Origin of the sequence: Arthrobacter sp. MP_M4 (assembly GCF_035984855.1) — a bacterium.
GTDB lineage: Bacteria > Actinomycetota > Actinomycetes > Actinomycetales > Micrococcaceae > Arthrobacter.
The window spans coordinates 52,995-78,957 of record NZ_JAXCHX010000012.1; the positions used below are offsets into that span (position 1 = coordinate 52,995).

A 25,963-nucleotide genomic window follows, 5' to 3' on the forward strand; every position below is an offset into this window, starting at 1 on the left:
AGCTCAGACATCCTCGGGCCATCTGGCCGCTGCAAGGTCGGCGCGGGACCCTCCGCGGGAGACGAATGATGCGGACGGGCGGCCGGTGAGCTCTGTCATCCGGTCGCAAACCCGCATGTATTTCACCAGGTCGATGCCGGTCTCGATCCCGAGGCCTTGGCACAGGTGGATTAGGTCCTCCAACGCAGCGTTGCCGAGGACTGCCGGGTCGCCGGGGAACCACATGTCCCCGCCGAGTCCTCCGAAGGAGCCTTCCAGCCAAGTTGCTCCGGCCATCATGGATACCAGTGCGTTAGCCGGTGCGAAACCGTTGCGGTTGTGCAGGTGCACCCCCAGGCCCAGTTGCGGATACATCTGCCGCACCTCGGTAACTCCGTCAAACATTTCCGCAGGCGTTTCTTCTCCGGACGTCGCCGCAAGGTAGACCCCGCCTGCTCCCGCGTTGGCCGCGGCCTCTACGACGCGTAGTCGGTCCTCTCGATCGACTTGACCGCGTGCCGGTGCAAAAAACGCGCACGCTACGGCGACCACGAGGCGTGTGCCCGCTGACTTTGTCAGTTCCCCGATCTTCGCGAGGTCAATCAGCATTTCGTCTGTCGAAAGGCCCTGATTTCGCAAACTGACCTCGTTGTCCGCGGAGACGACGACAACAAGTTCGTCCAGCCCGCAGTCTGCCGCGCGTTGGGCACCCCGGAGGTTCGGGGCGAGTCCTCGGTAGATAATGCCGGGAAGGCGCGGCACTTGTGCCATAACGTCTTCTGCGTCGGCGAGTTGTGGAAGCACCTTAGGGTGGGCGAAAGACACGGCTTCGATCTCCCTGACCCCTGCGTCGATCAGCATGTGGATAAGTTCGACTTTGTCCTCGGTGCGGATAGTCTCAGTGACGGACTGCAGCCCATCGCGCAAGCCGACCTCTACAAGTCGTATGGAGGAGGGCAGGTTTGGGATACTCATGCCAGACCCTTCTCGCGAAGCCTCGACAGTTCGGTGGCGGTGATACCGATCCCGGCCAGAACTTCCTCCGTGTGTTGGCCCAATTCCGGGCCCGGCCAGCGGACCGTGCCCGCGGTCCGGCTCAACTTCGGGAAGACGTTCTGCATGGAGACGGGGCCGAGCACCGGGTGGTCCACGGAGATGATCGACTCGCGGGCCTGGTACTGCGGGTCGGCGAGCATGTCCACGGGACGGAATATTTTGCCCGCGGGAACGCCATGTTTCTCCAGTGAGGCTTCGAGATCCTCGGCGGACTGTGTTGACGTGAACTCAGCGACGATCCCGTCGAGTTCCACCTGATGCTCCCCGCGTGCCCCGTGCGAGGCATAGCGAGGATCGGAAGCAAGTTCGGGCCGGCCGATCGCTGTCGCCAGCCGCCCGAAGACCGTATCCTGGTTGGCCGCGATGAGCACCCATTTGCCGTCGCTGGTGGGGTAGATGTTGCTTGGCGCGACGTTGGGGAGAATGGCCCCGGTGCGTTCGCGCTGATAGCCGGAGATCTGCCACTCCGGCACCAACGATTCCATCACGCCGAGGACTGCCTCGTAGATGGAGGAATCCACGATCTGACCGCGGCCGCTGGTCTCGCGTTCCCGTAGGGCAGCCAGCGCCCCGATGGTCGCGAAGAGGGCTGCGAGCGTGTCACCGATTGAGATACCGACCCGAGACGGCGGCGTTGACGGGTCTCCCACGACATACCGGAGTCCACCCATTGCCTCACCGATGGCCCCGTACCCGGCCCGCTGGGAGTAAGGGCCGTCCTGACCGAACCCGGAAACCCGCACCATGATGAGCCCGGGATTAAGTTGCCGCAGTTCGTCGTAGCCCAAACCCCATCGTTCCATCGTTCCGGGCCGGAAGTTCTCGATCAGCACATCGGCTGAAGACAGTAGCTTCCGCGCGAGGTTCTGGGCCTCGGGCTCGCGCAGGTTCAAGGTGACAGAGCGCTTGTTGCGCCCCACCACGGACCACCACAGCGACTGCCCCTTTGGCAGTTGACGGCCCCACTGGCGAAGCGGATCACCCTTGGCAGGATCCTCAATCTTGACGACGTCCGCTCCCATGTCGCCCAGCATCTGACCACAGAAGGGGCCGGCCAGCAATTGGCCCATCTCGACCACGCGGAGACCTGCAAGTGGTCCTGAACCGGTCGCGGTTTGAATATTTGTCGTCATGCTGGCCTCCTGGAATTACCCTGTGATGCCGTGCGAAGTTGCCCATTCACTGACAGCGGACATCGAATCTGTATACAACTTGGCAGACGAGCCCCCCATTCGTCAAGGATCACCAAAAGTTCCCGGCGGAATTGTATGCAAGTTGGTTGACATGGGTGTTTACGGGGCTTTAGCCTGAGGCTCAGTAGATGTGAGGTGGATTACACCGAGGCGCGGTCTGGGGGAGTCCGAGCGGCTCGTAGTCCCCGGGGGCGGCCGTCGGCTGTCCCCGGATGCGTCGGTTGACGTCTTGCATTACCCGCACATGGCGCGGAAGCGCCCGGTATTGAGCTGTTCCTATTTGAGGAGAACTGATGGCGTTTCGGCTTGGTGTAGATGTCGGCGGTACATTCACGGACATTCTGCTGATAGATGAGGAGACAGGGAAGACGCACCGATACAAGACGTCGTCCACGCCTGAGGACCAGTCCATCGCGGTGTTGCATGGCATTGAACAGGTGTGTATGGCTGCCGGCATTGCCATGTCGGAGGTACGGGAAGTTCTTCATGGCACGACTGTTGCGACCAACGCCATTCTGGAACATAAGGGTGCCCGAGTTGGACTCGTCACAACAAAGGGTTTCCGCCAGGTGTTGCAGATCGCGCGGTCATTCGTTCCTGGTGGTTTGGCTGGCTGGATCATCTGGCCCAAACCTGAGCCGCTCGCCGACCTCGAAGACACGGTCGAGGTGATTGGGCGGGTCACCACCAGCGGTGAAGTCATCACGGCACTGGACGAGGAAGATGTCCGGATTCAGCTGCGAAAGCTGAAGAAGAAAGGTATTGAGGCGCTTAGCATCAGCCTGATCAACTCCTACGCCAACGGCGAGCACGAGCAGCGCATCGCTGAGATCGCAGCCGAAGAGCTCCCGGGCATCCCCGTTTCGCGGTCCTCCATTGTTCTCCCCGAGCTCCGCGAGTACGAGCGCACCATCACAACCGTCGCTAACGCCTATGTGCAGGGCCAGGTGTCCCGATATGTTGGCAACTTGGAGAGCAAGCTTGGCGAGGCGGGCGTCGATGCGCAACTGTCCATCCTGCGCAGTGACGGTGGGCTGGTTTCGGGCAGGGTGGCTTCGGGCAACCCGGTGTCCCTCTTGCTCTCGGGACCTGCAGGCGGTGTCACCGGCGCGGTATGGGCCGCGGAACAGGCGGGCTTCTCGGACCTGTTGACCTTTGACATGGGCGGCACGTCCACCGACGTCGCGCTCGTGCAGAACCTGACACCGCGCATCGGCCGCGAAACTACTGTCGGTGACCTGACAGTCCGTGCAACCTCTGTCGATGTCCGCACTGTAGGTGCAGGCGGCGGCTCCATCGCACACGTCCCTCAACTTACCCAGGCCCTGCGGGTGGGTCCCCAGTCGGCGGGCGCATCTCCCGGACCTGCCTCTTACGGTCGAGGGGGGCTGGATCCCACTGTCACCGATGCGAACGTGGTCCTGGGCTACCTGCCCTCGCAGCTCGCGGGCGGTGAGATCGGGCTCGACGCCGAGGCTGCCGGCACTGCGGTGAAGATGATCGCCGAAGCCGTCGGACTGGACGGGGTGGAAAACGCGGCCGAGGGCATTATCGACATCGTCAACGAGAACATCTACGGTGCCCTGAAACTTGTTTCAACGCAGCAGGGATTCGATCCCAGGGATTTCGCGCTGGTCGCGTTCGGCGGTGCCGGCCCCCTGCACGCCAATGCCCTGGGTAAGTTGACAGGTGCCTGGCCGGTGATCATTCCGCCCTCACCAGGAGTCCTTTGCGCATACGGCGACGCGACAACAAGCCTTCGCGATGAGTCTGCCCGCACACTGGTCCGGCGCTTCAGTGAACTCAACGACGTGCAAGTCCGCGGCGTTATGGAGGATCTGGAGGCCACCGCCCGCGAATCGCTCCTGGCGGCCGGCCTGGACGAGAAAGACCTCACCGTCACGTACTCGGCGGACCTGCGGTACCACGGCCAGGGATTTGAAATTCCCATCACGGTAAATCTCGATACTTTCGGCCAAGGCGACGGGCTCACCCAGCTACGCGCCCAATTCGACAAAGAGCACGAGCGGCTGTTCGCCTTCCTGCTCGACAACGAGCACGAACTCGTCACCGCCCGTGCCACCGTCAGTGGACCCCGGCCCGAGGTAGTGTCCATCACCCTTGAAGAGGGCGGAATTGATCCCTCCGCGGCTGAACGCAGCAAACACACGATCTTCGTTGACGGGGAGAACATCGAGGCCATCATTTACGACCGCAACCGGCTCAAGGCCGGCAATGTGGTCACCGGCCCCGCGGTCATTACCGAAATGGACTCCACAACACTGGTTCTTCCCGGGCACTCGGCGACCGTCCACCCTCACGGCAGCCTGCTCATCCGACCCACTGCCGACCCCGCCACCACAAAGGACTGACCCATGGCAAAGATAGTTGAAACCGCCACGCGACCCCTCAACACGGTGGACGTGGACGTTGTGACCCTCGACCTCATCGAAAATGCTCTCCGCAGCGCCCGCTACGAGATGGACGAAACACTTTTCCGCACGGCTCTGAGCCCTGGCATTCGTGAACAGCACGACGAGTTCCCGTTGATTGCTGATCCTGCCGGAAAGATGATCGTGGGCCAGTTTGGCCTGTCCATCCCGGATTTCCTCGAAAACTTCAGCGGCACCATCGAGGAAGGTGATGTGCTGATGACATCGGACCCGTACTCTTGCGGCGCCGCTATCAGCCACGCGAACGACTGGCTCGTCGTCATGCCCATCTTCTTCGAGGGACGCATCGTCGGCTGGGCGTCCCAGTTCGGGCACATGACCGACGTCGGCGGCAAGACCCCGGCCTCTATGCCCACGGACGCCCGCACAATCTTTGAAGAAGGCGTAATCATCCCGCCCTTCAAGCTGTATAGGAAGGGCGAACGCGACGAAACGTCGCTGGGCATCATCCTGAACCAGGTCCGGAAACCGGACTGGAACCGGGCCGACCTCAACGGCATTGTTGCGGCTTGCAGCACGGCTTCGCGGCGGGTCCAGGAGATGTGCGCCCGCTTCGGCGTGGACACCTACACCTCCGCCCTGAATGCTCTGCTCGACCGCAACTACCGCGCCATGAAAGTGCTGCTCGCACTGGTATTCGAAGAGAACAAGCCGCTTTCCTTCACGGATTACATTGACGACGACGGACGGGGGTTCGGGCCCTACGAGCTGACGATGACCATCACCCGCACCGGAGAGAAGGTGCTGATCGACCTCACGGGCAGCAGTCCTCAAGCACAGGGGCCGATCAACTACTACATCAACGAGAACCTGATCCGCATGTTCTTCGGCATCTACATGATCACCGTGGCGGATCCGCAAATCCTTTGGAACGACGGCTTTTATCCACTGGTGGACGTTGAAATCCCGGAGAATTCATTCTGGAAACCCAAGTACCCGGCAGCCCTGAACGGCCGCAACCACGGCATCGGCCGGCTCTTCGACCTCTTTGGGGGGTTGTTGGGGCAGGCCAACCCGGACCTGTTGAATGCTGCCGGGTTCTCGTCGTCCCCGCACTTTATGTATTCCGGCAACTACAGCGAAGGGGAGCGGAAGGGCGAATGGTTCCAACTCTATTCCATCGGTTTCGGCGGCATCCCCGGTCGGCCGGTCGGCGACGGCCCCGACGGTCATTCGCTGTGGCCCTCCTTTGTCAACATCCCCTGCGAATACCTGGAGTCCTACTACCCGTTGATCATTGACCGTTGGGAGACCATCCCGGACTCCGGCGGCGTGGGACTCCACCGGGGCGGCAATGGAGTGGACGTTGCCTACCGGTTCCTGGAGCCGGGCACCATCGCCATCCACGATGACCGCTGGCTGACCTACCCCTGGGGAGTCAAAGGAGGGGAACCGGGCTCCCGGGGCCGCAAGTGGATCGATAGGGCCGACGGCACCACGGAGGTGCTGCCCAGCAAGATACATGATGTTGCCGTCGGCAAGGACGATGTCCTCCACTTTGTAACCTGGGGCGGCGGCGGATGGGGCGACCCGCTGGCCCGTGATCCCGAATTGGTCTGCAAGGAAGTGCGCCGCGGCCTGGTGTCTGCTGCCGGGGCCCGCCGCTACGGTGTGGCCTGCAGCGAGGACGGGGAGATCGACGCCGGTGCAACCGAAGAGCTGCGGTCCGAGCTTCGGTCGATCCGCGAAGAGCCACTGCCCCTTTTCAACCGGGGTGGTGACATGGCAACGCTGCTGGCCAACAGTCTGGTCGAAACGGGGTTGCCTGCACCGACGCCGCCGCTGGCAGTGTGAGGGAAACCGTGGAGAGATTCACCGACGGCTTTAACGGATCTCTAACGCCGGGGAAGAAGCCCGCTATCCTCTCAATCGACCTGATGCAGGCATACTTCGATGCAGAAAGCCCTCTGTGTCTGCCCTCCGGGTCGTGCCTGCCAGTAGCCGCCGAGGTTATCGCTGCCGCCCGTCTAAATTCGGTGCCCGTGATACACACCAAAGTCCGATATGGGCCTGAGGGTGCGGACGGAGGCGTCTTTATCAAGAAAGTCCCCGCGCTGCGGCGGCTTATCGGCGAAACCCCCGATGGCCGGATCATGCCCGAAGTTAGCCCCTTGCCGGATGAAGCAGTGATCGTCAAGCAATATGCCAGCGCATTCTTCGGCACGAGCCTTGGATCGCTGCTTCAGGCACAGGGCGTGGATACGGTCGTCATTGTAGGGACCAGCACAAGCGGGTGCATCCGGGCGACGGCCGTGGACGCCATTCAGCACGGCTTCATCCCCATCGTCGTCAGCGACGGTGTGGGAGACCGAAACGAGGCGGTGCATCAGGCTTCGCTCTTCGATCTTCAAGCCAAGTATGCCGAAGTGCTGGACAGCCGAACGGCAATTCGCTATCTCCAGGACCGCTGAAGCGTTAATCCGGGGGGCTTCAAACGCGGTGTTGAGCCGGCGTCGTTCAGGCAGAAGAGCCGTAGACGCTGGCTCAGTCGTGCCCGATCATGCCAAGTGGGATGACCAATCGCTACGAAACCCCCGGAAGACGGCTATGAGCTGCGACGAGGGGTACACGCGCTGCAGCCAAATATTGATGGCGTGCGCGGGGTTTGGAGCGCCTTTGGCCTGAATCAATCCTGTACGGGACCTCGTGCCGCTGGTGGCCCCGGCGTGGATTGCGGAAGATGGAAGGGTCGCCGTTAGGCGGCCAGCTAACCGCTATCCGGGAGAACATCATGAGCACCCCTCGTCGCGCCCTCATCCTCATCGACGTCCAGCAGCAGTACTTCACTGGACCACTCGAGATCCAGTACCCGCCGCACCAGGAGTCTTTAGCGATGATCGTGCGGGCTCTCGACGCTGCGGCCGCTGCAGGGATCCCCATCGCGGCCGTACAACACAGTGCAGGCGAAGGCGCACCGGTCTTCGCACCGGGGACACCGGAATTTGAACTTCACCCCGACATCGAACGCCGCAGGACCGATACATGGAAGGGCGTCATCAAGCAGTACGGCTCCGTCTACGCTGACACAGACCTCGCCGGGTGGCTTCGCGAGCATGACATCGACACTGTCACCCTCGTGGGCTACATGACCAACAACTGCATCCTCGCCTCGGCCGTTGAAGCGGAGTTCCTCGGCTTCAATACCGAAGTTCTCTCAGATGCCACCGGGGCCATCAATCTCGCGAACGACGCAGGTTTCGCCGACGCAAGAACAGTGCACACCACGCTGCTCACGCTGTTGAACTCAAACTGGGCCGCCGTCAGCACGACCGATGACTGGGCCGATGCCCTTGAAGCCCGGCAGGCTCTGAAAAAGAGCGATCTAGGAAGCTCGGCAATAGCCGGGGCCGCACACCTGACCCGGGCATAACCGGTTTTCTCGGCGGGTCATGGGGCTGTCGGCCGATTGGACCATGAAGGGGATGAAGGGTGGTGGAATCGTTATGCGGACCCTGGAGACTCAGTGCGCCGTGCGGGCGTGCCCTGGAGTCCGTAACGGGCGCGGCCAGTACCAGGCTGCAGCTGCGGGTGATCTTCCCCGGCAGGATCGAGTCTTTCAGGGCAAAGAAGCGCCGCACCCTGTCACTGCGGGGTGCGGCTGTTTGGGGGAGGCCTCTGGGGGGAGAAATGGGGGTGTGGACAGTGTCCACACTTTGGGTCTCGGACTGGGCCGTACCGGTGCCGGACTGGCCCGGATTCCGTATGTTTCGGCGGGAGTCCAGTGTTTGCAAGGGCTGGAACCCGGTTCGAGTCCCACCTCGGGCACAGTGTTTCCGCAGGTCAGAGGCTTTTTGATGCTTTTTTCGTGTGGACAGTGTCCACACTCTCGCCTCTGATCTGATTCTCCGGGTGTGTGGGGTCCCGGAAGCGGCCTATTCGGTTGTGTAGGGGAGCGGCTGCCTACGGCGGACCGGGTACCGCCCTGCGGGGCCTCTTGAGGGTGTTCATCTTTGTTCGTCCTTCCCTTGGATTTTCGCGTTCACCACTTCATGGTGGCCGGGGTCGCGTACTACATGACCTGCTGATTGTTTTTTACATCGACCGAGGGTTTGCTGCCGGTCCGGATTTTCCGCTCTGATGCCTGTTCATGCAGGACCGCGGGGGAAACGGCATGACATGGCAACTGATCCCGGAGCAGACCAGGAGCGCGCTGAGCCCGGCCAGTCGGTAGGTGTGCCGGCCTCGAGGGCGGTTTGCAGGAACTGGTGGGCTTAGCTGCCATCGCCCTTCCCAAAAATTAGCCCGTCGCCGCAGCCACCTAAGGCGTCCTGACCGTGTGTGAAGACCCTGCTCCACTCGGTCTACGAACAGCACGACGCCGCCGGCGTCCACGCCCAGTTCAACCAGGTCCTCGATGCCCTTGCGGATAAGCAGCCCCGCGTCGCGGACGACCTCGAAGCCGCCCAGGAAGACATCCCCGCGTTCACGCCCTTCACCAGGGGCCTGTGGCGCAGATCTGGTCGAACAGTCCGCAGGAACCCCTCAACAGGGGAAGCCGCGGCCTCACCGACGTGGTCGGGATTTTCCCCTACCGCACCGCGCTGAGCCGGCTCGTCGGCGCAGTGCCGGCCGACAACATGATGAATGAATCGAAGCGCGCCGCTACCTCGGCCTGGACCTCATTGAACAATCACAGACCGTCGGGACCACTCCCGCAGCCACCACCGAGCTGAGGAATGGGCCGGGCACCCCCCGAACCACAAGGGCAGAAGCCGCATCCTCGGCATAACGGTTTCCTCGGCTTTATCCGAATGCACCACCGTCCCGGCGACCCCGTTCGGGCCCAGCGCCTGCTGGAAGCCCTGGCAGCCATGGGTGTCCGGCTGTCCATCGATGACTTCGGGGCAGGCTACACCAGCCTCGGCCAGCTCAAAAGATTGCCTGTGACGGAGATCAAAAATGACAGGTCGTTCATAACCAACATGGCAACAGAGCCGAGCGATGCCTTGATCGCATGCAGCATTATCGACCTCGGCCACAGTCTGGGGTTGACTGTCCTGGCCGAGGGTGTGGAGTCCGCCGAGACGCTCAGGCACCTGAGGAGGTTCGATTGCGACAATGTCCAGGGATATTACATCTGCCGCCCGGTGCCCGCAGCCGCATTCGATGCCTGGCGCGTCTCATATCTGACCAGCACGATGTTTCGCCCCGAGGAACCTGCGCCGGCCGAATAACCGGTCTAAGGAAATAGGGATATCCGGCTAATGGATCCGGATCCGGCTTGAAGGCGGGGTGGAACGTATGCCGCGGGAGTTGTTGTTTTTCCAGTACCGCGAAGGTCAAGCCAACGGGACTGGGCATAGCTCACGCTCAGTGTGCTTGAACGACCCCTGACCACGGCAGGGGCCGCGGTCACGGGTCGTCTCGGGAACGGAGGGTCAGGGGCGGTTGGTCCCGCCGGTGCGTCCGGATCCGTTGTTTTTTGCTTTCCGGGCCCGTATGAGACGACTGATGATGGCGGGCAGGAATGCGAGGAGGATTTTCTTCATGGTGTGGTCCTGTTCTAGGGGGGGCAGGTAGGGCGAGGATGAGACGACGACCGGCCAGGGTCAGGGGTCCTGGGGAGTGTTAACGGTTGTTGAGGCCGGCCTTATCAACTTTGCGGTGGAAGCGCATGCCCGCGAGGCCGCCTAGAACGGCGCCGCCGAGGGTGATGATGACGGCGGCGACCAGTACGAGGATGCCGCCGGTGGTCAGTTCATTTTCGTTGAGGGGAATCCTGGGGAAGCTGTTGAGGTTCGCGAGGATATTGAACCGGCTGCCGGCGATGGCCCCGGCGATGGCAACGATGATGGCAACGATGATGGCCCAGAGCCAGACGGCGATGCCCTGCTTGGCCCCGTCGAAGCGGGCCATCCGGCCGGCGACGTAGCCGCCGCAGTAGTAGGCCACGAACAGGACAACGGCCAACACGATGCCACCGATGATGCTGACGGTCTGGGGGTCCTGGGACGCGGCCTGACCGGGATCGGTGTTTGCGGCCATTCCGATGCCTGCGCCGATGGCTGTACTGACTGCGGTGAGCAGGACTACCATACCGGTGGCGGTCAGCCAGCCGAAGAAGGCCGAGCCGAACTTCATGCCGCCGAATTGCTTCTTTTCTTCCGCCAGTACGGTCTCACGGCGGTTTTCCCGGACTTCTCCGGCATTTTCGGGGGTTGAACTCATGATGGAATCCTCATTTTCGGGTGCGGTGCGGTGTGGAGCCGGTTTGCCGGCGGAGGGCCGGATATTGTTTGCCGGTCTCGTCCGTCAGCGGGCGTCGCCGCCGGCATGCACTCATCATCGGCTCCGGCGTTACCGGGTTCGCGTGGCCTTCGCGGGCTTCGGTTCAGGGTGATGTCCGGGGAGCCGGTCGGTGATGATGTTGCTCGCAGAGGGGTTCTGTCCCGGGTACGGGACAGAACCCCTCTGCCGTAAGTTGAAGGCCGCCGTTACGCGGACTTCAACCCGAGGGTGTTATCGGTTCTTCGGGGTGTCGTCGCCGTCGGTGGTGATTTGTTCCTTGCGGACTTCTTCGGTGACGGTCTGCTCGTCGGTGATGGTTTCCTTGCCCATGCGGACGCGTTCGACCGGGACGGTTTCCTTTGTCACGACGGGGCGTTCCTCGTGGAGGATCACTTCGTGTTCTTCCTCGCTGAGCTCGGGGCCGGCCATGGCGTCGCCGCGGTTCTCCTCGGTGATGGGTTCGCGCTCCAGGACGACCTCTTCGCGGCTGACCGGGACCGTGGTGGTGACGTTCTCGGTCACGACGTGCTTGCGCAGCCGCATCCGCCCGGCTTCCACTTTCTCGGTGCCGACGTTCAGGCGTTCCTCGGAGCGGGTCATGGCATCGTCGGTGGTCGGCCCGGAGGTGTCGTGCCCGACGGATTCCCGGTCGGTGGATTCGCGGCCGGAGACGTTGTCCCGGTCCTGGAGTTCACCGGTTTTGGTGCCTGTGCCGCCGAGGTTGTAGTGGCGGTAGAGTCCGTCTTCCTCTTCCGGGGTGATGCTACCGTCTGCTTCGACGCGGGGGGCATCCTTGACCTGGTCCTTGGTATAGGGAACGCGCACGTCGTTGCCGTCAAGGGAAGCCTCGGCGAGGGGCACGAAGGTCTCGGAGGTACCGAACATGCCCGTCTTGACCGTCGCGAAAGAGGGGTCCCCGCTCTGGTCGTCGAGGTAGATCTGGCCGATGCTGCCGACTTTTTCTCCGTCGGAGGAGTAGACGGTGGTTTTTCCGGCGAGCAAGGTGTCGACGTCGTTGGTGCTGATCATTTTTTCTCCTGTTGATTTTGGCTTCGGGCGGGGCGCCTGATGCCGTTTCTTCGCTGGATTAAACGATTGTGGGTGATGGGCCGGCCTCTCGGGCCTACAGGTAAGACGGGGCACGGACTGTAATCGTCACGCCCGCTGCCTGTGATCTGCGCCACAGGTACTGCCGGCTGTCAGGCCAGGTCGCCGTCGCGTATCAGTGCGGTGAGTTCCCGGTGCAGGGAGCCGGACCGGAAGCGGGCCGGCAGCAGGCTGTGTTCGATCTCCTGTGCGGCGCGAAGTGCGTTCCGTCCGGGCTCGGTAATTTTCACCTGGTAGCTGCGCCGGTCTGTCGCGCTGCGGCACCGGGAGACATAGCCCGCGGCTTCCATCCGGGCGAGTACCCGGCCCAACGTCTGGCTCTGGACCCGGATGAGCGCGGCCAGGGCTTCCCGTGTCACAGGTCCGGCGTGGGCCAGGCCTTTGAGCGCGAGAACCCCGGCGTGGTTCAGCCCGACACGGGCCAGGGAGTTATCCCACCGCCGCTCTACGGAGCGGGCTGCCATGGACAGCAGCTGGTGGGTGGACCACCGGGGCCGCCCCGGAATCGGCGGGCCGTCGGGTTCGGGCGTGCGGGGTTCCGGGGTCCTGCCATTGGCTGCCACGGTGGATGTCCTTCGGTTGACTGCCGGCCGGGGGAGGGGAACTCCGCCCGTCCCGGTACGCCGGCCTGCAGGCCGGCGTACCGGGGGACAGGGGCGGGTTAGGAGCGGTGCGACCCGGCGCCCTTTGATGTGTTGGCCGGCAGGTGCTGCTGCGCGGCGTCCTTGATCTGCTTGGTTGCCGGGGGGGCGTTCTGGGCCTGGGCCTTGATCCGGGGGGCCTCTTCTTCGGCTTTGTTCAGGTACTGCTCCCAGCGGGCTGACATGGGCTTGATCAGACCGCCGCCGACACCGACAACCAGGATCCCGACGATGGCCGCGAGCACGGCGATCAGGATCGGGGTGGTCACGGTGGTGGCGATATCAACCTGGTTTAGGGCCGCGATGATACCGATGCCGAGGATGAAGATGCTGGCGATGTTCGCCAGCGTTTTCCCGTAGGAGAGTCCGCCGAGGGATCCCTGGATGAGGGTCTTCACGGCGGCAGCGATCGCTGCGGAAATGATCACGATGATGATGGCCACCACGATGCGGGGCAGGAACGCGATGATCGAGGCGAGCAGGGTGGTGACCGGGTTGGGTCCGAAGACGCCGAACGCGAACTGGAGGACGAACAGCACCAGGGCGTAGTAAATGATTTTGGAGATGATGTCGCTGGCGTCGAGCGAGGAATTCGCCAGGGCCTTCTTGACACCGCCACGCTCCACAGCCCGGTCGAAACCGACCTTGTGCAGGAGCTTGGACAGTGCCTTGGAAATGGCCTTGGCAATCAGCAGTCCGATGATCAGGATGACCAGAAACAGGGCCAGCTTGGGGACGAAGTCCACGACGGTGGCCAGACCGGCCTTGAGTGTATCTTCCATTTAGTTTCCTCAGGATTCAGGGTGGGGCGGTGCGAGCGGGAAGGAAAGTCTTCCGCGCAAAAACACGGCCTCCCCCACAAAAGCAAGCATGCTTAGTAATTGGGTGTCCTGCGGTCCCTGCCGCCGCATGATCCGGGCAACCCGCGAGCGACCGATGAAGGCCGGGCGTCGGGCGGGCGTTCACGGCCGCCGGGGGCGCGGCCCGGGGCGTACTGTGAAGGAAGTCACGGCCGCGCCGATATGTTGGCGTGGTCCGGGCGAGCGGAACCCTGCACCCACGGCACAATGCCGGCAATTGGAAGGACATCCCATGACCGAAAACGACGCAAACCCGGTACCTGGCAGCGGTGAAAACGCGGCGGAAGCAGAGCGGAAGGCCCGCGGGACCGGATCTGACGGAACCATCCCGGTATCAGATGAGGGAATTTCGCTGACGACGACTGACGACGGGTCCAATTTCAACCCGGAAGAGGACGCCCCGGACGGGCCCGGCCAGGCCACGGCGGAGAAGTAGAGCCAGCGTGGCACCGGAACCCTTCGGCCCCCGCGAGGTTCCCTCGCTTCCAATCCGCGGTCCGGGCTTTTGGATTCCGGCGCTGGTTCTGCCTTTGCTGCTGTTGGCCGCCGCGGCTGCCATGTTCGTCCTCGGATCGGGCCTGGTCGCTGTCATTCTTGGCGGCGGACTGGTGCTGGGAGCGGTATCGTCGCTGGTTTTCTTTGCCTCGGGCATTCGCCGACGTCGCCTCCGCAGGGCCCGGCACTGAATTGGCCCCGGCCAACCGCTCCCCAATATTGATGTGATACAGATCACGCCCGTGGTGGCGTGACGAACACCGGGCCGGGTGCGTCTTATTCACGTAGGCATCTAAGAGATGCACACCGGAACCTTGAATGACCATCTATTTTCAGGAGTGATTCTTTTGACGACTCAGCCCCAGAGCAAAACCCCCGCGGACCTGCGTCCCGGCTCCGCCCCCGTCCCGGCTGAAGCCGGTAAGGACGGCCGTGGAGCCACGACCATCGCCGATGGTGTGGTAGCGAAGATCGCCGGTATTGCGACCAAGGACATCGCAGGCGTTTATGCCCTCGGCGGCGGTGCGGCCCGAATGATGGGATCCCTGCGTGACGCGGTGGGCCAAAAGGATTTGACCCAGGGAGTCTCCGTCGAGGTCGGCCAGACCCAGGTCGCCGTCGACATCACCCTTGTCGTTGAGTATCCCCACCCGCTGCAGAAGGTCGCCGACGACGTCCGCGACGCTGTCTTCACCGCGGTCGAAGACCTGGTCGGCATGGAGGTCACCGAAGTCAATGTCACCGTGACCGACATCCACGTCGCCTCCGACGATGATGAGTCCGCGGACGAGAAGAACGCAGCAGCGACCCGCGAAGCGCGCGTCTCGTGAGCCCCACCGTTTCCGGCGTGGCGATCGGAGCGACCCTGGCGATCACAGCCCTGGTCTTCGGGTTCTGGGGATTCCTTCTCGTAGCCCTCTTCATGGCCATCGGAGCCGTCCTGGGCCGCACCGCTGAAGGCCGGCTCGATTTGACCGGGGTGTTCGATGCCCTGCGCGGCAAGCGCTCCTCCTCGTGAGCGCCGGGACCATTGCCCGTCCCGAAACCGCACCTGCGGCGCCGGTCACCGGGCGCCGTGCCGGCCACACCAGGATCACTTCGGCGGCGCTGCACCACACCGTCGAAGCGATCGCGGCGACGGCCTTCGGGGTTCCGGCCGGTGAGGTCAAGGCCCGTATCCATGATGATCAGGGACACTTGGCCGTCACCGTCGCGGTGGCGCTGGCCGTGCCGTCCCTAACCGATGCGGCCCGGAACCCCGGCATCGTTGCGGCAACCGGCGGAACGCTCTATGAACGGGCCGAACAAGCCCGCACCAGGATCATCGACGACGCGTTGGACATTGCCGGGACCTCCGTAGCCCAGGTCGATATCCGCCTCACCGGCCTGCACCGGGGAGAAAAGGGGGGCACACTCCGATGAGCACCCAACTGTACATCCGTCGAATCGCCCGCCGGGAAACCAACCGGTCACGGGCGCTGGCGTCAATCATTACCGCGGTTGCACTGATCCTGGTGCTGCTCTGGCTGGGCACCGAAGCGGTGCTGGCCCTCACCGGGAACCCGGCGTTGTTGGTTTCACCGGATCAGGTCGGTCAATGGCTGGCCGGTCTGGCAACTGCTACGCTCCCGGCCGGACTCATCGCGGCCGGCATCGGCCTTGTTCTTGCCGGCCTCTTTTATCTGGTGCTTGCCTTGCGGGCCGGGCACCGGTCCCGCCACGTCCTGGCCAGTGACAGGGCAGCTGTCGTCGTCGATGACGAGGTTATTGCCGCGGCCGTGTCCCGGCAGGCCCGTACCGCTTCCGGTCTGGCCCCGGAACAGGTTTCCACCACCATAGGAAAACGCACTGTCGAAGTGCTGATCCATCCGAGCTCGGGGAACACCGCCGACGTGGCGGCCGCAGACGCCGCGGTCCGGGATGAAGTTGACCGGTACGGGCTCTCCGCACCACCACGGATCAAGGTCCGTACCAGCACGAAAGGAGCGTTGGGAGTATGAGCGGCACACCTCGCGGCCTGAATAGGCTGCTGCTGGGACTTTTCGGGCTTCTCCTGGCCGGCGCCGGCGTGCTCGTCGGCGCGGCCGGCCTGTATCCGGGCATCGCTGCGGGCTGGAACACTGCGGGAACCTCCCTGCGGGAAGACGCGTCGACTGTGCTGGCCAGTGCGCCGATTCCCGGGACATCCACCAGTTGGTGGACGATCGCGGCCCTGGCGCTGGCCCTGATCATCATTGTCTTGCTGGTCGCCTGGATCGCATCCCAGGGTGGCGGGCGCACCAACCGGGTGGGACGCCGCGAGGATCCGGCCAAGAACGGGACCACTACCGTGGAAACCCCACTGGTCGCGGCTGCCGTCCGCGACGCTGTCAGCGGGGATGACCGGATCGTCTCCGCCTCTGTGAGCACCTGGAAAGTGAAACGCTCCGACGGACTTAAGCTGACTCTTCAGGGCCGCAAAGGCGTCTCTCCCAAAGAGCTGGCCGCCCGCGGGGAAGAGCTCATCAGGGGCCTCGATCATCTGCTCGGGGACCAGGGCCCGGTCCTGATACGCATCACCACCGGGTTGCGCTCCAGCCTTTCCGGTACCGACCGCGTCCGCTAACCCGCCAGCGAGTCCCACGCCGGCAACCCCGCACCCACAACCGGAACAAAAACCACCCACTCACGAAAGGACACCCCATGGGTCTCGACGACAAAGCAGAATTCACCGCGCAGAACCACCTCGGCGCCGCCAAGGAAGATGCCGGGAAGATCACCGGTGACCGCGGACTCGAACGCGAAGGCCAGAAAGACCAGGCCGCCGCCGGCATGAAAGAAGCCGGCGAAAAAGCTAAAGACACCGCAGCCGGCATCGGCGAAAACATCAAGAATGCCGCCCGCAAGCTCAAAGAAGGCTTCAGCAAGTAACATGCTTCACCCACGGTCTCCCGCCCGCGGCCCCCATTCGCCGGGGCGGGAGACCGGAACCCCAGCCCCCGACAACGGTCGCGAACGGCCTGTCAGGTACCGGCTTCGACACCCAGAGGGAACATTTTGAGCGAACCCACGGCCCGCAAGGAAGCCCTCGCCGAGGCCAGCGATGACCTGCTCGCCCGGCGGGCCGGCGACGGAGACATGGAAGCCTTCGAAAACCTGGCGCGCAGGCACGGCACCATGATGCGCGCCTACGCCCGGCGCGTCCTTGGCTCGGTCGATGACGCGGACGACGTCGTTCAGGAAGCCCTCATCCAGGCCTGGAAGCAGATCGGTGGACTCCGGGACACGGCAGCCGTGCGACCCTGGCTGATGCGGATTACAGGCAACCGCGCCCTCGATCACCTGCGGCGCCGCAAGCCGCATACGAACATCGACCATCTTCCCCATCTTTCCGATCCCGCACCGGGTCCCGAAGCGGCCGCCATGACCGGATCCCGGACACAGGCCCTGGAACAGGCACTGGCGGCCCTGCCGGAAGAACAGCGGCGATGTTGGATTTTGCGTGAACTCGGCGGGCAATCCTATGACGACATTGCCGAAGCCTTGAACATCAGCAAAGCGACCGTCCGCGGACGGCTTGCCCGGGCACGGACCACACTGGCGAAGGAACTGGAGGACTGGGGATGAACGACACGACCGACACCGGCTGCGGACGCACGATCGAAGACCTTAGCGACTACCTCGAAACCGGCAGCACCGAAGACCTGGACCACATCCGCGACTGCCCGCAGTGCCAGGCCGGCCTCGCCGCGTTGCGACGGCTGCAGAACGTGACACAGGACCTGCTTGCAGCCGACCTTGCCGACGCACACCAGGACGAGAGTCCCTGGCTGGAAAACATCCTCGCCAACCTGGACCTGGAGATCAAAGCAGGCCGCGATGTCCCACTCACCCCCGACCATCTCGAAGACCTCCTCTACCAGACGGAAGGCGCTCTCACGGGACTCGTGCGGGCCGTCGGGGACACCATCGACGGCATCATGATCGGCAAATCCCGCTTCATCGGGGACGTGACCGTCCCGGGCACGCCGGTCACCCTCGACGTGGACGTCTCGGCCCGCTACGGCTACCGGCTCCCGGACCTGGCCGAGACGCTGCGCCGGGAACTTGACACGGCCCTGGCCACTCACTCCGATCTCAACATCACCTTAGTGAACATCACCATCACCGAACTCCGGCCACCCTCCCCGCATGGATTGAAAGGACAGGACGATGACCGACTCGGCCCGACTTCGTAGCCTCATCCTGTCTCTGGACGGTGTTCACACCGTCTACCCGGCCGACCCCGCCTGGAAAACCACCGCCCGCCGGGTCCGGAACGCGCTGACCCCGGAGGACCGACCCACTGAACTGGAGTACGTACGCCTCCGCAATGACACCACGTCAAAGACTCTTATGGTCCGGGTCGGCGCCGACGGCACCGTCCCTACCACGCGCCTGGCACGCGCCATCGCGGCAGCCCTCCGCGCCGCCCTCGATGACGACAGTGCCCCCGGCCCCCTTAAGATCACCGTTGAAATCAGCTCCATCCGATACCCGCCGGCAACTCCTGGAACGGCACCGGCACCATGAGCCGGCCGCTCGTGTCAGCTCCCGCCGGCCCCGGAAGCGCACCGCGACGCCAACCCGCGGAAAGGCAGAGCGGCGGAACCTTCCTCCCGTCAGCGTATGCGCCCTCATCGGAAGAACCTATGGACCACCACCTCAACGCACGCCTCTGCCTGAACGCACTCCGCAGCACCGTCACCATCGATATCCGCGGCAGACTCACCAGCAACTCCCAGGAAACCCTCTCCGGAATCATCGACAGAATCCGGCAGCTGCGGGCCCGAACCAGTATCCATGTGCTCCTGTGCCACGCCGCGTTCGTGGACCCGGCCGCCCTCGCGGAACTCCGGACTGCTCCGTGCCCCACCGTGACCTATATACGCCGCAACACCGAAGGCGCCGCCCAGACCGTCACAGGCGCTGCCGCGTCGTCGCAAGTGACCCTGGCGGCAGCCAGCACAGGCGACGGACCCCGCACACCCCGACTGGTCCGTTCCAGCACCGATGACCTGCTGTCCGCCAGCGACTTTATCTTCGCGTGGCTCGACGACGAAAACGGATGCCCCGGAACGGACGTCCCCGAGATGATCGCCCGGTACGAGCTCATCGGCCAGGAGATATCAGCCCGGAACACCGACCCCTCGCCGCCCAACGTAAAGGGCAGGATCAGGCGCCGGCGTCCCGCGGCAACCCCCGCGCATCCTGAGCACCCTTCAGCTTCCGTGGTGCCGCCCTCCAGAATCCACGCTGACGCCAAAGCATCGCAGATCTGAGGAGTCGATGCTGACTTTCCACCTCACCTATGTCGCCACCCTACTCGTGGCCGGGCTGCTGGCCCTGGCCCTGGTTCTGGTATTCATCGTGCTGCTTCTGGTGGCAGTCGCGGCCCTCGCCCTGGGCAGGATTTCATCAGCCCTGCTTTCGATAGGGCGGAACCGAAGCCGTGAATGGGGCAACCACGATGGCAGGATCCGCAGCCGCCCGATGCCGGGGTGGGCCGCTGACGCCGGGGTGACGAAGTCCACCACCGGATCCCCGGCAAAGCAGGCCGCAGCGGGAACCGTCGTCTGAACCCGTTCATCGCAACCAGGCCAGTGTCCGTGATCCAATGTCAACGCTGGCTGCGCACGGGGCTGCCGCCGTCCTGACCTCCCCACTCGAAGTCTCGGACATCCTGCGACGGCCCGGCCACCATCGCGCTCCGGGTGGGGGGCACCGGCCCGGTACGCTGAGGTGGGGCTGGCCGCTGGGCCGGCCTGACACGACAGGGTAGGGAGTTCACTGTGGCAGGCAAGTACGAGGTTTACCAGGACAAGTCCGGCGGCTACCGGTTCCGGCTCAAGGCAGCCAACGGCGAAACCATCGCCTCCTCTGAAAGCTACACGGCCAAGGCTGGCGCTCTGGGCGGCATCGAATCCGTAAAGAAGAACGCAGACTCGCAAATCATCGACCTCACCACCTAATCCTTCGGCAGGCCGGCCGGGTGGCAGCACCGGGCACTGGCGAGCCCTTGCTAAGCAGGCTTATTATGTTGGGGCGGCCCAAATAGGCTGCCACCAATTCGAGGAGGGACAGCATGGGACTGGGCGACAAGATCGAGAACGCAGCACAGAAGGCCGGCGGTAAGGGCAAGGAAGCCGCCGGATCAGCCACCGGTGATGACAGCCTGAAAGCCGAAGGTCAGACCGACCAGGCCAAAGGCGACCTGAAGCAGGCCGGCGAAAAAGTCAAGGACGCCTTCAAAAAGGATTGATCCTCGACACCAGCTAATAGGTGCACTCCTGCGGGAGTGCACCTATCCGCTTACCCGCCGCTCTCCACTTCAGGCGGCAACATGATGCGTACCTCGTTGGGATGCTGACGCACCGGAACACTAGGGGCCTTCGTCGAGTTTTCGCATCAGTACGGTGCCACCCTGTCCTGCACAGCAAACCCCAAAATCGCCGTCTCATTCGCGGCCGCTTTTGCTGGCTGCAAAATCGAATAAAGGGGAACTACACCCCGGGACGCAACTTCCAGCGGGCTCACCACCGCCCAGAGCAACCCGTTCACCATCAGCTAACGGCCGGCTGCCGACGCCACGACACCTGATCACTCCGGGACCACCGACCGACTCACGGTTTTGTTCACCGACGACGGGACCGCGAACTCCTGGACAACACTCCAGATAACGGGGCATCACGGTGAATATCGGCGTGGCGGTAGCAGTGTCGCAGGGGTGTTTCTTGCCGCGAGGGCTGCGGCAACCACGAGAACTACCAGTATTCCGAACTGAATCAACGCACGGCGCCGACGTCCGGGAACCGGACCCGTCACGGGGCGTCCCAGGCGCCGGCAGCAGGGAGCCGGTCTTTGTCCTCGGCCGTGCGGATGGCCCAGGCGGCGTTGACGAGGCCGATATGGCTGAAGGCCTGCGGGAAATTTCCGAGCAGCTCGCTGCTGGCCGGGGCGACCTCCTCGGCCAGCAGGCCCAGATCCGTGGCGAACCCAGCGGCCCGTTCGAAGACAGCGCGGGCCCGCCGGGTCTGCCCGGCCAAGGCGAGGGCATGGGCCAGCCAGAAGGTGCACAGCAGAAACGTTCCTTCCACTCCGGAGAGCCCGTCATCGGCCCGGTACCGGTACACCAGGCCCCGGTTGTCGGTGAGCCGATCGTCGATGGCCTCGATCGTTGCCAGCATCCGGGGATCATCGGCGGGCACGAATCCCACGATGGAGAGCATCAGTGCCGACGCATCCAGGTCCTCGGAGCCGTAGGCCTGGGTATAGGCGCCGGCTCTGGCGTTCCAGCCGTTCGCCCGGATCGAGCCGGCCAGTTGCGCCCGGGTCTGCACCCAGTGCGGAACCCGCGCTTCCGCATTCAGGAGGCCGGCGAGGCCGATGGCCCGGTCCACGGCCACCCAGCACATCAGCTTTGAATGAAGGTAGTGCCGGGGTGCGCCGCGGACCTCCCAGATGCCCTGATCCGTGGACTGCCAGCGCGACGCTGCAGCGTCGGCCGCATCGGCCAGGAAATGCCGCGTCCCGGGCTCCAGATCGTTCAGATACTCCGGGAGGGTCGCGGCGGCGTCGAGGAGTTCGCCGTAGACGTCGAGCTGGCGCTGGTCCCAGGCGCCGTTTCCCACCCGCACCGGGGCGCTGCCGCGCCAGCCCGGCAGGTGGGCCAGCACTCGTTCGGACAGGTCCCGTTCCCCGCCGATGCCGTACATGATCTGCAGCTCGCCGCCGTTGCTCAGCCGGCCGGCGGCAGCCGTCGCGAGGAACTGGAAAAACTTCCCAGCCTCGTCCGGACACGCAGCCACCCACAGCGCCTGCAGGGTCATGCTGGCGTCCCGGATCCAGGTATACCGGTAGTCCCAGTTCCGGGTGCCGCCGACGACCTCGGGCAGGGACGTCGTCGGGGCGGCGACGATCGCGCCGGTCGGATAGAACATCAGTGCCTGCAGGACCCTGCCGCTGGAAGCGACCAGGTCCTGCCACGGTCCGTCGTAGCTCTGGTGCATCTGCGACCAGCTCTCCCAGCCCGCCAGCGTGTCCTCCAGCCGGAGGGCGATGTCCTCCTGGTTCCAGAACACCGGCGGTACCCGCCCGGGATTTTGGTGGTGAAGGGCGAATCCCAAAACGTCTCCGGTCCGAAGGACTGGCTTCGCCCGCGCTTCACCACCCTCGAGGTCGAAGGCGACCTGGGTGGAAAAGGCCAGCACGTCGGCCCCGCCGCGGACCAGAAGGCCGCCGGGGGTTCCGTAGAGAAGAGGCCGGATCAGCCCGTAATCCGGCCGCGGCGTGAACATCACCTCCATCTCGACTTCACCGTCGATGCAGGCAACCTGCCGCAGCAATGTTCCGGGCGCCCCCGCCCCGAGTTCGTGGCCCCGGTTCCCATCTCCCAGGACCAGGGCATCGGTGACTGTCACGGTTCCGGCGGCCGTGGTGTGGACCGTTTCCAGCACCATCGTCGGCCCGAGGTACCGGCGACTCGAAGAGTGCGGGGCCGCAGGCCGGATCGACCAGTAGCCTGCGTCCTCGCCCAGGATCCGACCGAACACCGAGGGACTGTCAAAACGGGGAAAACACAGCCAGTCCACCGAACCCGCAGCGCTCACCAGCGCGGCGGAGCGGCAATCAGAGAGCATGCCATAGCTGGCGATGGGCTCACTGGTCATCGGTACACCCTGTCTGATTCATTCAGGACGGTCCAGAGCCTGGCACGGTGGAACGTCGGATACGTTCCCCTGGCTCTCATTAAGGACCCGCGGCCGGGACGAGCAACATCAAAGTTCTTACATATCCCGAACGGCTTCCTCTATATACCGCAGTCAGGGCGCCGGTGCATATGGACGCAGAGCAGCCAGATCGGGGTTGGGGACCAGTTCGGCCGGAACCGGCATCACCTGTCGGTGGTGTCCGATAACGATCGTTACCGAACGCCGTGCAGCATAAGATCAGATATTTCACGAATTAGAAAGCCTGTGGGTAGACCCCGGTGGGTGTCTTCGGGTCAGTTGGTGGTTGCCGCGTGGAGGTTCAGGCTGGCGGAGAAGATGATCCAGGAAATGTACGGGAGTAACAACAGCCCTGCGGTCATGTCGTTAGGGCCGAAGCGGAGAACGGTCAGGCCCACTCCCAGGAACAGAGCGATATTGACGAAGAAAAGCCAGCCACAGGGCGGCGGTTCCGAGCATGGGATACATGCTGAAGAATGTCGGTGCCCAGGCCAAGTTCAAAGCCAGCTGGAGCCCGTAGGCTGACAAGGCGCCTCGGCGGGGGCCGACCGCTGGCGCCATATGAGCCAGGCGGCTACGACCATGGCCGTGTGGAGCACCGTCCAGACGGTCCCGAAGACCCACCCCAGTGGTCTCCAGAGCGCCTAGTTCGCTGTCGCGTACCAGCCGTGGGCGTTCGCGATGATCGCCAGGGAACCTAGGAACGACACCGCGTGGGATACGGCAGAGAACGCCAGTAACGCCGCGATCTGAGGGCCGGTGCCCGGCATTGGCTGCTCAGGCATGGGTTGTTCAGATTTCGCGGGCACAGGTAAACCTAGGGCAATTCCGGGGCGGCCGTCCACCCGGCCGCTACGCCGGGGACCAGGTGCCGCGTCCGGATGACGAGGCGATCCGCGCGGATTCAGCAGACGAGTTCGCCGCTGGACCTGGCCTCGCCCCGCCTTAGGCTGCACACACCATTGGCGCACCCGTGGCGCTCTTCATGCTCATCGCCGGGCGCCGGCTTCAGTGCCCGGACCGCTCCCGGACACGGGCCCTGGCCGGAGAGGAAGGCGCACATGCGCGATCGTGCCTGTGCGGGTACTGAACAGTACAACCAGGGCGCGGCTGCTGTTTGGTACCGAGACAACGGCCGGGTGTATCGGCAGCATCCTCTCGGACGAATCCTTTCTCGCGATATTCCTGGTTGTCGCAGGGTTCCCTGCGCCAGCAACGGCCTCCGGGACCTACTCCCGGCCGACGCCGCCCCGCCCCGGCCCGCCCCGGTCTGTCCGTCAGTAGAAGTTATTTCACACGGGTGCCTGCAGGCGAAAGCGCGGCAGTGGTGCGATCCCTCTGGCCGCACTTTCGTCCGACTGTATGTCTTAGTGCTTTTTGAAGGCGTCTTTGACTTTTTCGCCGGCCTGCTTCAGATCGGCTTTGACCTGGTGGCCTTTGCCTTCGGCCTTTAGCCTGTCGTTACCGGTGGCGTCGCCGGCGGTTTCTTTGCCCTTACCTTGGAGTTTCTCGGCGGCGTTGTGGATCTTGTCTCCCAAACCCATGGTGATTCTCCTTAGGTGGTGGCCGCCGGCAACGGAAATGCCGCGGAGGCCGATAGTCCATTGTAGGGACGACACCATCAGGAATGGGAGCGATGGACAATTGGATATCCACTGCCCAGCAGCCCGAACTGGCGGGCGTGGCCGGCCCCTGGGTCCGGGCCGGAGATTACCGCGGGCATTAGGGTGTGATTTCGGCGCTGGGGGGCAGGTCTGCTTCGGTGTTGGAACGGCCCTTCGAAGACAGAACATAGGTGAGGACCCGTTAGCAGCGCGGCTTCCGGCACTAGGCCGGGCAGACGGTGCGCGGCTGGGCCGGTGCGCCGGGGGCTAGAGATTCCCCAGTTCGGGGCCGGGAGTCCCCTGGTCCGCGATGGCTTCGGTCTCAGTGGCGCGTTTGATGGCCCGCTTGTTCCGGCGGCGGTCATTGAGCAGGCAGAGCCCGATGGCTGTGAAGAACAACACCAGCATGGGCACGGCCAGATAGAACATACTCGTTGCATCCGCGCCCGGCGCGGCCATGGCTGCGAACAGGCAGACCAGGAACACGGTGATCCGCCAGCTCTTGAGGAGTTGGGCTCCCTTGACCAGTCCGGCCAGGTTCAGGCCGAACAGGACCACGGGCAGCAGGAACGCGATGCCGAAGGCCAGCAGCAGGCGCAGCACGAAGGAAAGGTAGATCTGGGCGCTGATGAAGTTGGAGCCCCCGGCGGGAGTGAAATCCGTCAATACCCGGACCGCGTTCGGTAGCACGAGCCAGGCCGGGCCACGCCGCCGAGGAACAACGGCACGGCCGCCGCGGCGAACGACAAGGCGATGCGGCGTTCCTTCTTATGCAGGCCCGGGACGATGAACGCCCAGAGCTGGTAGAGCCAGACGGGGCTGGCGAGGATCAGTCCCAGGAACACGGAGACCTGGATCAACAGGTCGAAGGAGCTCGCCACGCCGTCGAAATTCAGCGTTGCCTGCCGGCCCTCATGCTCGTTCAGGTCACGGATCGGCTTGATCAGCGCTGTAAGAAAGGGCTGATAGACGAGAAAGCCGACGACGGTTCCCAGCACCACGGCGATCGCGGCCTTGAACAGCCGGTTCCGCAGCTCTTTGAGGTGGTCCAGGAGCGCCATCCGCCCCTCGGGGTTGGACCGGCCGCTCTTACCGGCTGCCATGATGTCTTAGGCGCGGTCCGGCGGCGGAACATCGGTTCCATCACCGGTGCGGCTTTCGGCCCCCGCTGACTTCGGGTGGTTCACGGTTCGGCCCTTGACGGGTCCGGAGTCCGCGGCGTCCTTCTCAGGAGTGCCCTCCTCCTTCATCTCGCGGACTTCGGACTTAAAGATACGCATCGATTGGCCCAGGCTCCTGGCCATGCCCGGCAGCTTGGGTGCAGCAAAAAGCACCAGAACGAGAACGATGATGATGATCAGATGCCAGCCTTCAAGCCTCATGACGGGAGGTCCTTTCATGTTAGCGAATCCTACGTCCAACTTGATTCGATGTCGCGCACGGGACCGCGCACGGGACGGGCCCCTGGCCCCGGTCCGACAGAGGTAATTTTGGGCGACCATCAACGGGTGGACGGCGGTCCGCCATAGGACGGGGTGCACTGGAGACTCAGCGGCAGCAGAGTGGCGCTATGTCTCTTGATTTATCTGTTGGCCCCGCC

At 63.9% G+C, this 25,963-nt stretch carries 30 protein-coding genes and 3 pseudogenes; 21 read left to right on the forward strand and 12 right to left on the reverse strand.

What is annotated here, in order from left to right:
• Positions 1-3: 3 nt before the first annotated feature.
• Positions 4-954, reverse strand: a complete 951-nt coding sequence (locus tag RCH15_RS10695; protein ID WP_326960644.1) for a hydroxymethylglutaryl-CoA lyase — start codon at positions 952-954, stop codon at positions 4-6.
• Positions 951-2,168, reverse strand: coding sequence for a CaiB/BaiF CoA transferase family protein (locus tag RCH15_RS10700; protein WP_326960645.1), 1,218 nt, complete (start codon positions 2,166-2,168; stop codon positions 951-953). The genes RCH15_RS10695 and RCH15_RS10700 overlap by 4 nt, the downstream gene beginning before the upstream one ends.
• A 353-nt stretch (positions 2,169-2,521) precedes the next feature.
• On the opposite strand from RCH15_RS10700, the gene RCH15_RS10705 reads away from it, so the two are divergent.
• The 6 genes and pseudogenes from RCH15_RS10705 to RCH15_RS10730 all read left to right on the forward strand — a co-directional run bounded on the left by RCH15_RS10705 (position 2,522) and on the right by RCH15_RS10730 (position 9,855).
• Positions 2,522-4,600, forward strand: coding sequence for a hydantoinase/oxoprolinase family protein (locus RCH15_RS10705; RefSeq protein WP_326960646.1), 2,079 nt, complete (start codon positions 2,522-2,524; stop codon positions 4,598-4,600).
• Between the two features lie 3 nt (positions 4,601-4,603).
• Positions 4,604-6,475, forward strand: coding sequence for a hydantoinase B/oxoprolinase family protein (locus RCH15_RS10710; protein WP_326960647.1), 1,872 nt, complete (start codon positions 4,604-4,606; stop codon positions 6,473-6,475).
• Between the two features lie 8 nt (positions 6,476-6,483).
• Positions 6,484-7,092 (forward strand): isochorismatase family protein, encoded by a 609-nt coding sequence (locus RCH15_RS10715; RefSeq protein ID WP_326960648.1) that lies wholly within the window; start codon positions 6,484-6,486, stop codon positions 7,090-7,092.
• Positions 7,093-7,412: 320 nt separating this feature from the next.
• A complete protein-coding gene (locus RCH15_RS10720; RefSeq protein WP_326960649.1) occupies positions 7,413-8,051 on the forward strand; it encodes an isochorismatase family protein in 639 nt (212 codons plus the stop codon).
• Positions 8,052-8,953: 902 nt separating this feature from the next.
• Positions 8,954-9,410 (forward strand): annotated as a pseudogene (locus RCH15_RS10725) (transposase); the annotation flags it as partial.
• Positions 9,411-9,432: 22 nt separating this feature from the next.
• On the forward strand, positions 9,433-9,855 hold the full coding sequence (locus RCH15_RS10730; protein WP_326960650.1) for an EAL domain-containing protein: 423 nt from the start codon (positions 9,433-9,435) through the stop codon (positions 9,853-9,855).
• 394 nt (positions 9,856-10,249) lie between these two features.
• On the opposite strand, the gene RCH15_RS10735 is transcribed toward RCH15_RS10730, so the two are convergent.
• The 4 genes from RCH15_RS10735 to RCH15_RS10750 all read right to left on the reverse strand — a co-directional run bounded on the left by RCH15_RS10735 (position 10,250) and on the right by RCH15_RS10750 (position 13,439).
• Positions 10,250-10,849, reverse strand: coding sequence for a hypothetical protein (locus RCH15_RS10735; RefSeq protein ID WP_326960651.1), 600 nt, complete (start codon positions 10,847-10,849; stop codon positions 10,250-10,252).
• Positions 10,850-11,140: 291 nt separating this feature from the next.
• Positions 11,141-11,938, reverse strand: coding sequence for a PRC and DUF2382 domain-containing protein (locus RCH15_RS10740; protein WP_326960652.1), 798 nt, complete (start codon positions 11,936-11,938; stop codon positions 11,141-11,143).
• A gap of 170 nt (positions 11,939-12,108) precedes the next feature.
• Positions 12,109-12,579, reverse strand: a complete 471-nt coding sequence (locus RCH15_RS10745) for a MarR family winged helix-turn-helix transcriptional regulator (protein WP_326960653.1) — start codon at positions 12,577-12,579, stop codon at positions 12,109-12,111.
• Positions 12,580-12,677: 98 nt separating this feature from the next.
• The gene (locus tag RCH15_RS10750; RefSeq protein ID WP_326960654.1) at positions 12,678-13,439 is read right to left on the reverse strand and encodes a mechanosensitive ion channel family protein; all 762 of its coding nucleotides are present in this window, start codon (positions 13,437-13,439) and stop codon (positions 12,678-12,680) included.
• A gap of 310 nt (positions 13,440-13,749) precedes the next feature.
• Between RCH15_RS10750 and RCH15_RS10755 the strand changes: the two genes are divergently transcribed.
• The 15 genes from RCH15_RS10755 (at position 13,750) to RCH15_RS10825 (ending at position 20,292) form a co-directional block, all read left to right on the forward strand.
• Positions 13,750-13,953 (forward strand): hypothetical protein, encoded by a 204-nt coding sequence (locus RCH15_RS10755; RefSeq protein WP_326960655.1) that lies wholly within the window; start codon positions 13,750-13,752, stop codon positions 13,951-13,953.
• Between the two features lie 7 nt (positions 13,954-13,960).
• Positions 13,961-14,203 (forward strand): hypothetical protein, encoded by a 243-nt coding sequence (locus RCH15_RS10760; protein WP_326960656.1) that lies wholly within the window; start codon positions 13,961-13,963, stop codon positions 14,201-14,203.
• 156 nt (positions 14,204-14,359) lie between these two features.
• On the forward strand, positions 14,360-14,842 hold the full coding sequence (locus RCH15_RS10765) for an Asp23/Gls24 family envelope stress response protein (RefSeq protein ID WP_442784509.1): 483 nt from the start codon (positions 14,360-14,362) through the stop codon (positions 14,840-14,842).
• On the forward strand, positions 14,839-15,030 hold the full coding sequence (locus RCH15_RS10770; protein ID WP_326960657.1) for a DUF2273 domain-containing protein: 192 nt from the start codon (positions 14,839-14,841) through the stop codon (positions 15,028-15,030). Before RCH15_RS10765 ends, RCH15_RS10770 begins: the two co-directional genes overlap by 4 nt.
• Positions 15,027-15,434 (forward strand): hypothetical protein, encoded by a 408-nt coding sequence (locus tag RCH15_RS10775; RefSeq protein ID WP_326960658.1) that lies wholly within the window; start codon positions 15,027-15,029, stop codon positions 15,432-15,434. Before RCH15_RS10770 ends, RCH15_RS10775 begins: the two co-directional genes overlap by 4 nt.
• Positions 15,431-16,012, forward strand: a complete 582-nt coding sequence (locus RCH15_RS10780) for a DUF6286 domain-containing protein (protein ID WP_326960659.1) — start codon at positions 15,431-15,433, stop codon at positions 16,010-16,012. Before RCH15_RS10775 ends, RCH15_RS10780 begins: the two co-directional genes overlap by 4 nt.
• Positions 16,009-16,617: a hypothetical protein gene (locus RCH15_RS10785; protein ID WP_326960660.1), complete on the forward strand. Its 609-nt coding sequence runs from the start codon at positions 16,009-16,011 to the stop codon at positions 16,615-16,617. The genes RCH15_RS10780 and RCH15_RS10785 overlap by 4 nt, the downstream gene beginning before the upstream one ends.
• A 77-nt stretch (positions 16,618-16,694) precedes the next feature.
• A complete protein-coding gene (locus RCH15_RS10790; protein WP_326960661.1) occupies positions 16,695-16,922 on the forward strand; it encodes a CsbD family protein in 228 nt (75 codons plus the stop codon).
• Positions 16,923-17,048: 126 nt separating this feature from the next.
• Positions 17,049-17,618 carry an RNA polymerase sigma factor gene (locus RCH15_RS10795; protein WP_326960662.1) on the forward strand — a complete coding sequence of 190 codons (570 nt, stop codon included), beginning with the start codon at positions 17,049-17,051 and terminating at the stop codon, positions 17,616-17,618.
• Complete coding sequence (locus RCH15_RS10800; RefSeq protein ID WP_326960663.1) at positions 17,615-18,229, forward strand: Asp23/Gls24 family envelope stress response protein; 615 nt, start codon at positions 17,615-17,617, stop codon at positions 18,227-18,229. Before RCH15_RS10795 ends, RCH15_RS10800 begins: the two co-directional genes overlap by 4 nt.
• On the forward strand, positions 18,204-18,563 hold the full coding sequence (locus RCH15_RS10805) for a hypothetical protein (protein WP_326960664.1): 360 nt from the start codon (positions 18,204-18,206) through the stop codon (positions 18,561-18,563). Before RCH15_RS10800 ends, RCH15_RS10805 begins: the two co-directional genes overlap by 26 nt.
• A gap of 119 nt (positions 18,564-18,682) precedes the next feature.
• On the forward strand, positions 18,683-19,312 hold the full coding sequence (locus RCH15_RS10810) for a hypothetical protein (RefSeq protein ID WP_326960665.1): 630 nt from the start codon (positions 18,683-18,685) through the stop codon (positions 19,310-19,312).
• Between the two features lie 7 nt (positions 19,313-19,319).
• Positions 19,320-19,610, forward strand: coding sequence for a hypothetical protein (locus RCH15_RS10815; RefSeq protein WP_326960666.1), 291 nt, complete (start codon positions 19,320-19,322; stop codon positions 19,608-19,610).
• 212 nt (positions 19,611-19,822) lie between these two features.
• Positions 19,823-20,002 carry a YegP family protein gene (locus RCH15_RS10820; RefSeq protein WP_326960667.1) on the forward strand — a complete coding sequence of 60 codons (180 nt, stop codon included), beginning with the start codon at positions 19,823-19,825 and terminating at the stop codon, positions 20,000-20,002.
• A 113-nt stretch (positions 20,003-20,115) separates the two neighbouring features.
• A complete protein-coding gene (locus RCH15_RS10825) occupies positions 20,116-20,292 on the forward strand; it encodes a CsbD family protein (protein WP_326960668.1) in 177 nt (58 codons plus the stop codon).
• 559 nt (positions 20,293-20,851) lie between these two features.
• Here RCH15_RS10825 and RCH15_RS10830 read toward each other — a convergent pair.
• The 6 genes and pseudogenes from RCH15_RS10830 to tatA all read right to left on the reverse strand — a co-directional run bounded on the left by RCH15_RS10830 (position 20,852) and on the right by tatA (position 25,745).
• Entirely contained in the window at positions 20,852-22,699 is a 1,848-nt protein-coding gene (locus RCH15_RS10830; protein ID WP_326960669.1) for a glycoside hydrolase family 15 protein, read from the reverse strand.
• Positions 22,700-23,034: 335 nt separating this feature from the next.
• Positions 23,035-23,388: pseudogene (locus RCH15_RS10835) on the reverse strand (TspO/MBR family protein).
• 15 nt (positions 23,389-23,403) lie between these two features.
• Positions 23,404-23,544 (reverse strand): hypothetical protein, encoded by a 141-nt coding sequence (locus RCH15_RS10840; RefSeq protein ID WP_326960670.1) that lies wholly within the window; start codon positions 23,542-23,544, stop codon positions 23,404-23,406.
• A 582-nt stretch (positions 23,545-24,126) separates the two neighbouring features.
• Complete coding sequence (locus RCH15_RS10845; RefSeq protein WP_326960671.1) at positions 24,127-24,303, reverse strand: CsbD family protein; 177 nt, start codon at positions 24,301-24,303, stop codon at positions 24,127-24,129.
• Between the two features lie 327 nt (positions 24,304-24,630).
• Positions 24,631-25,424, reverse strand: a pseudogene (tatC, locus tag RCH15_RS10850) (twin-arginine translocase subunit TatC).
• 48 nt (positions 25,425-25,472) lie between these two features.
• A complete protein-coding gene (tatA, locus tag RCH15_RS10855; RefSeq protein WP_326960710.1) occupies positions 25,473-25,745 on the reverse strand; it encodes a Sec-independent protein translocase subunit TatA in 273 nt (90 codons plus the stop codon).
• Positions 25,746-25,963: the final 218 nt, after the last annotated feature.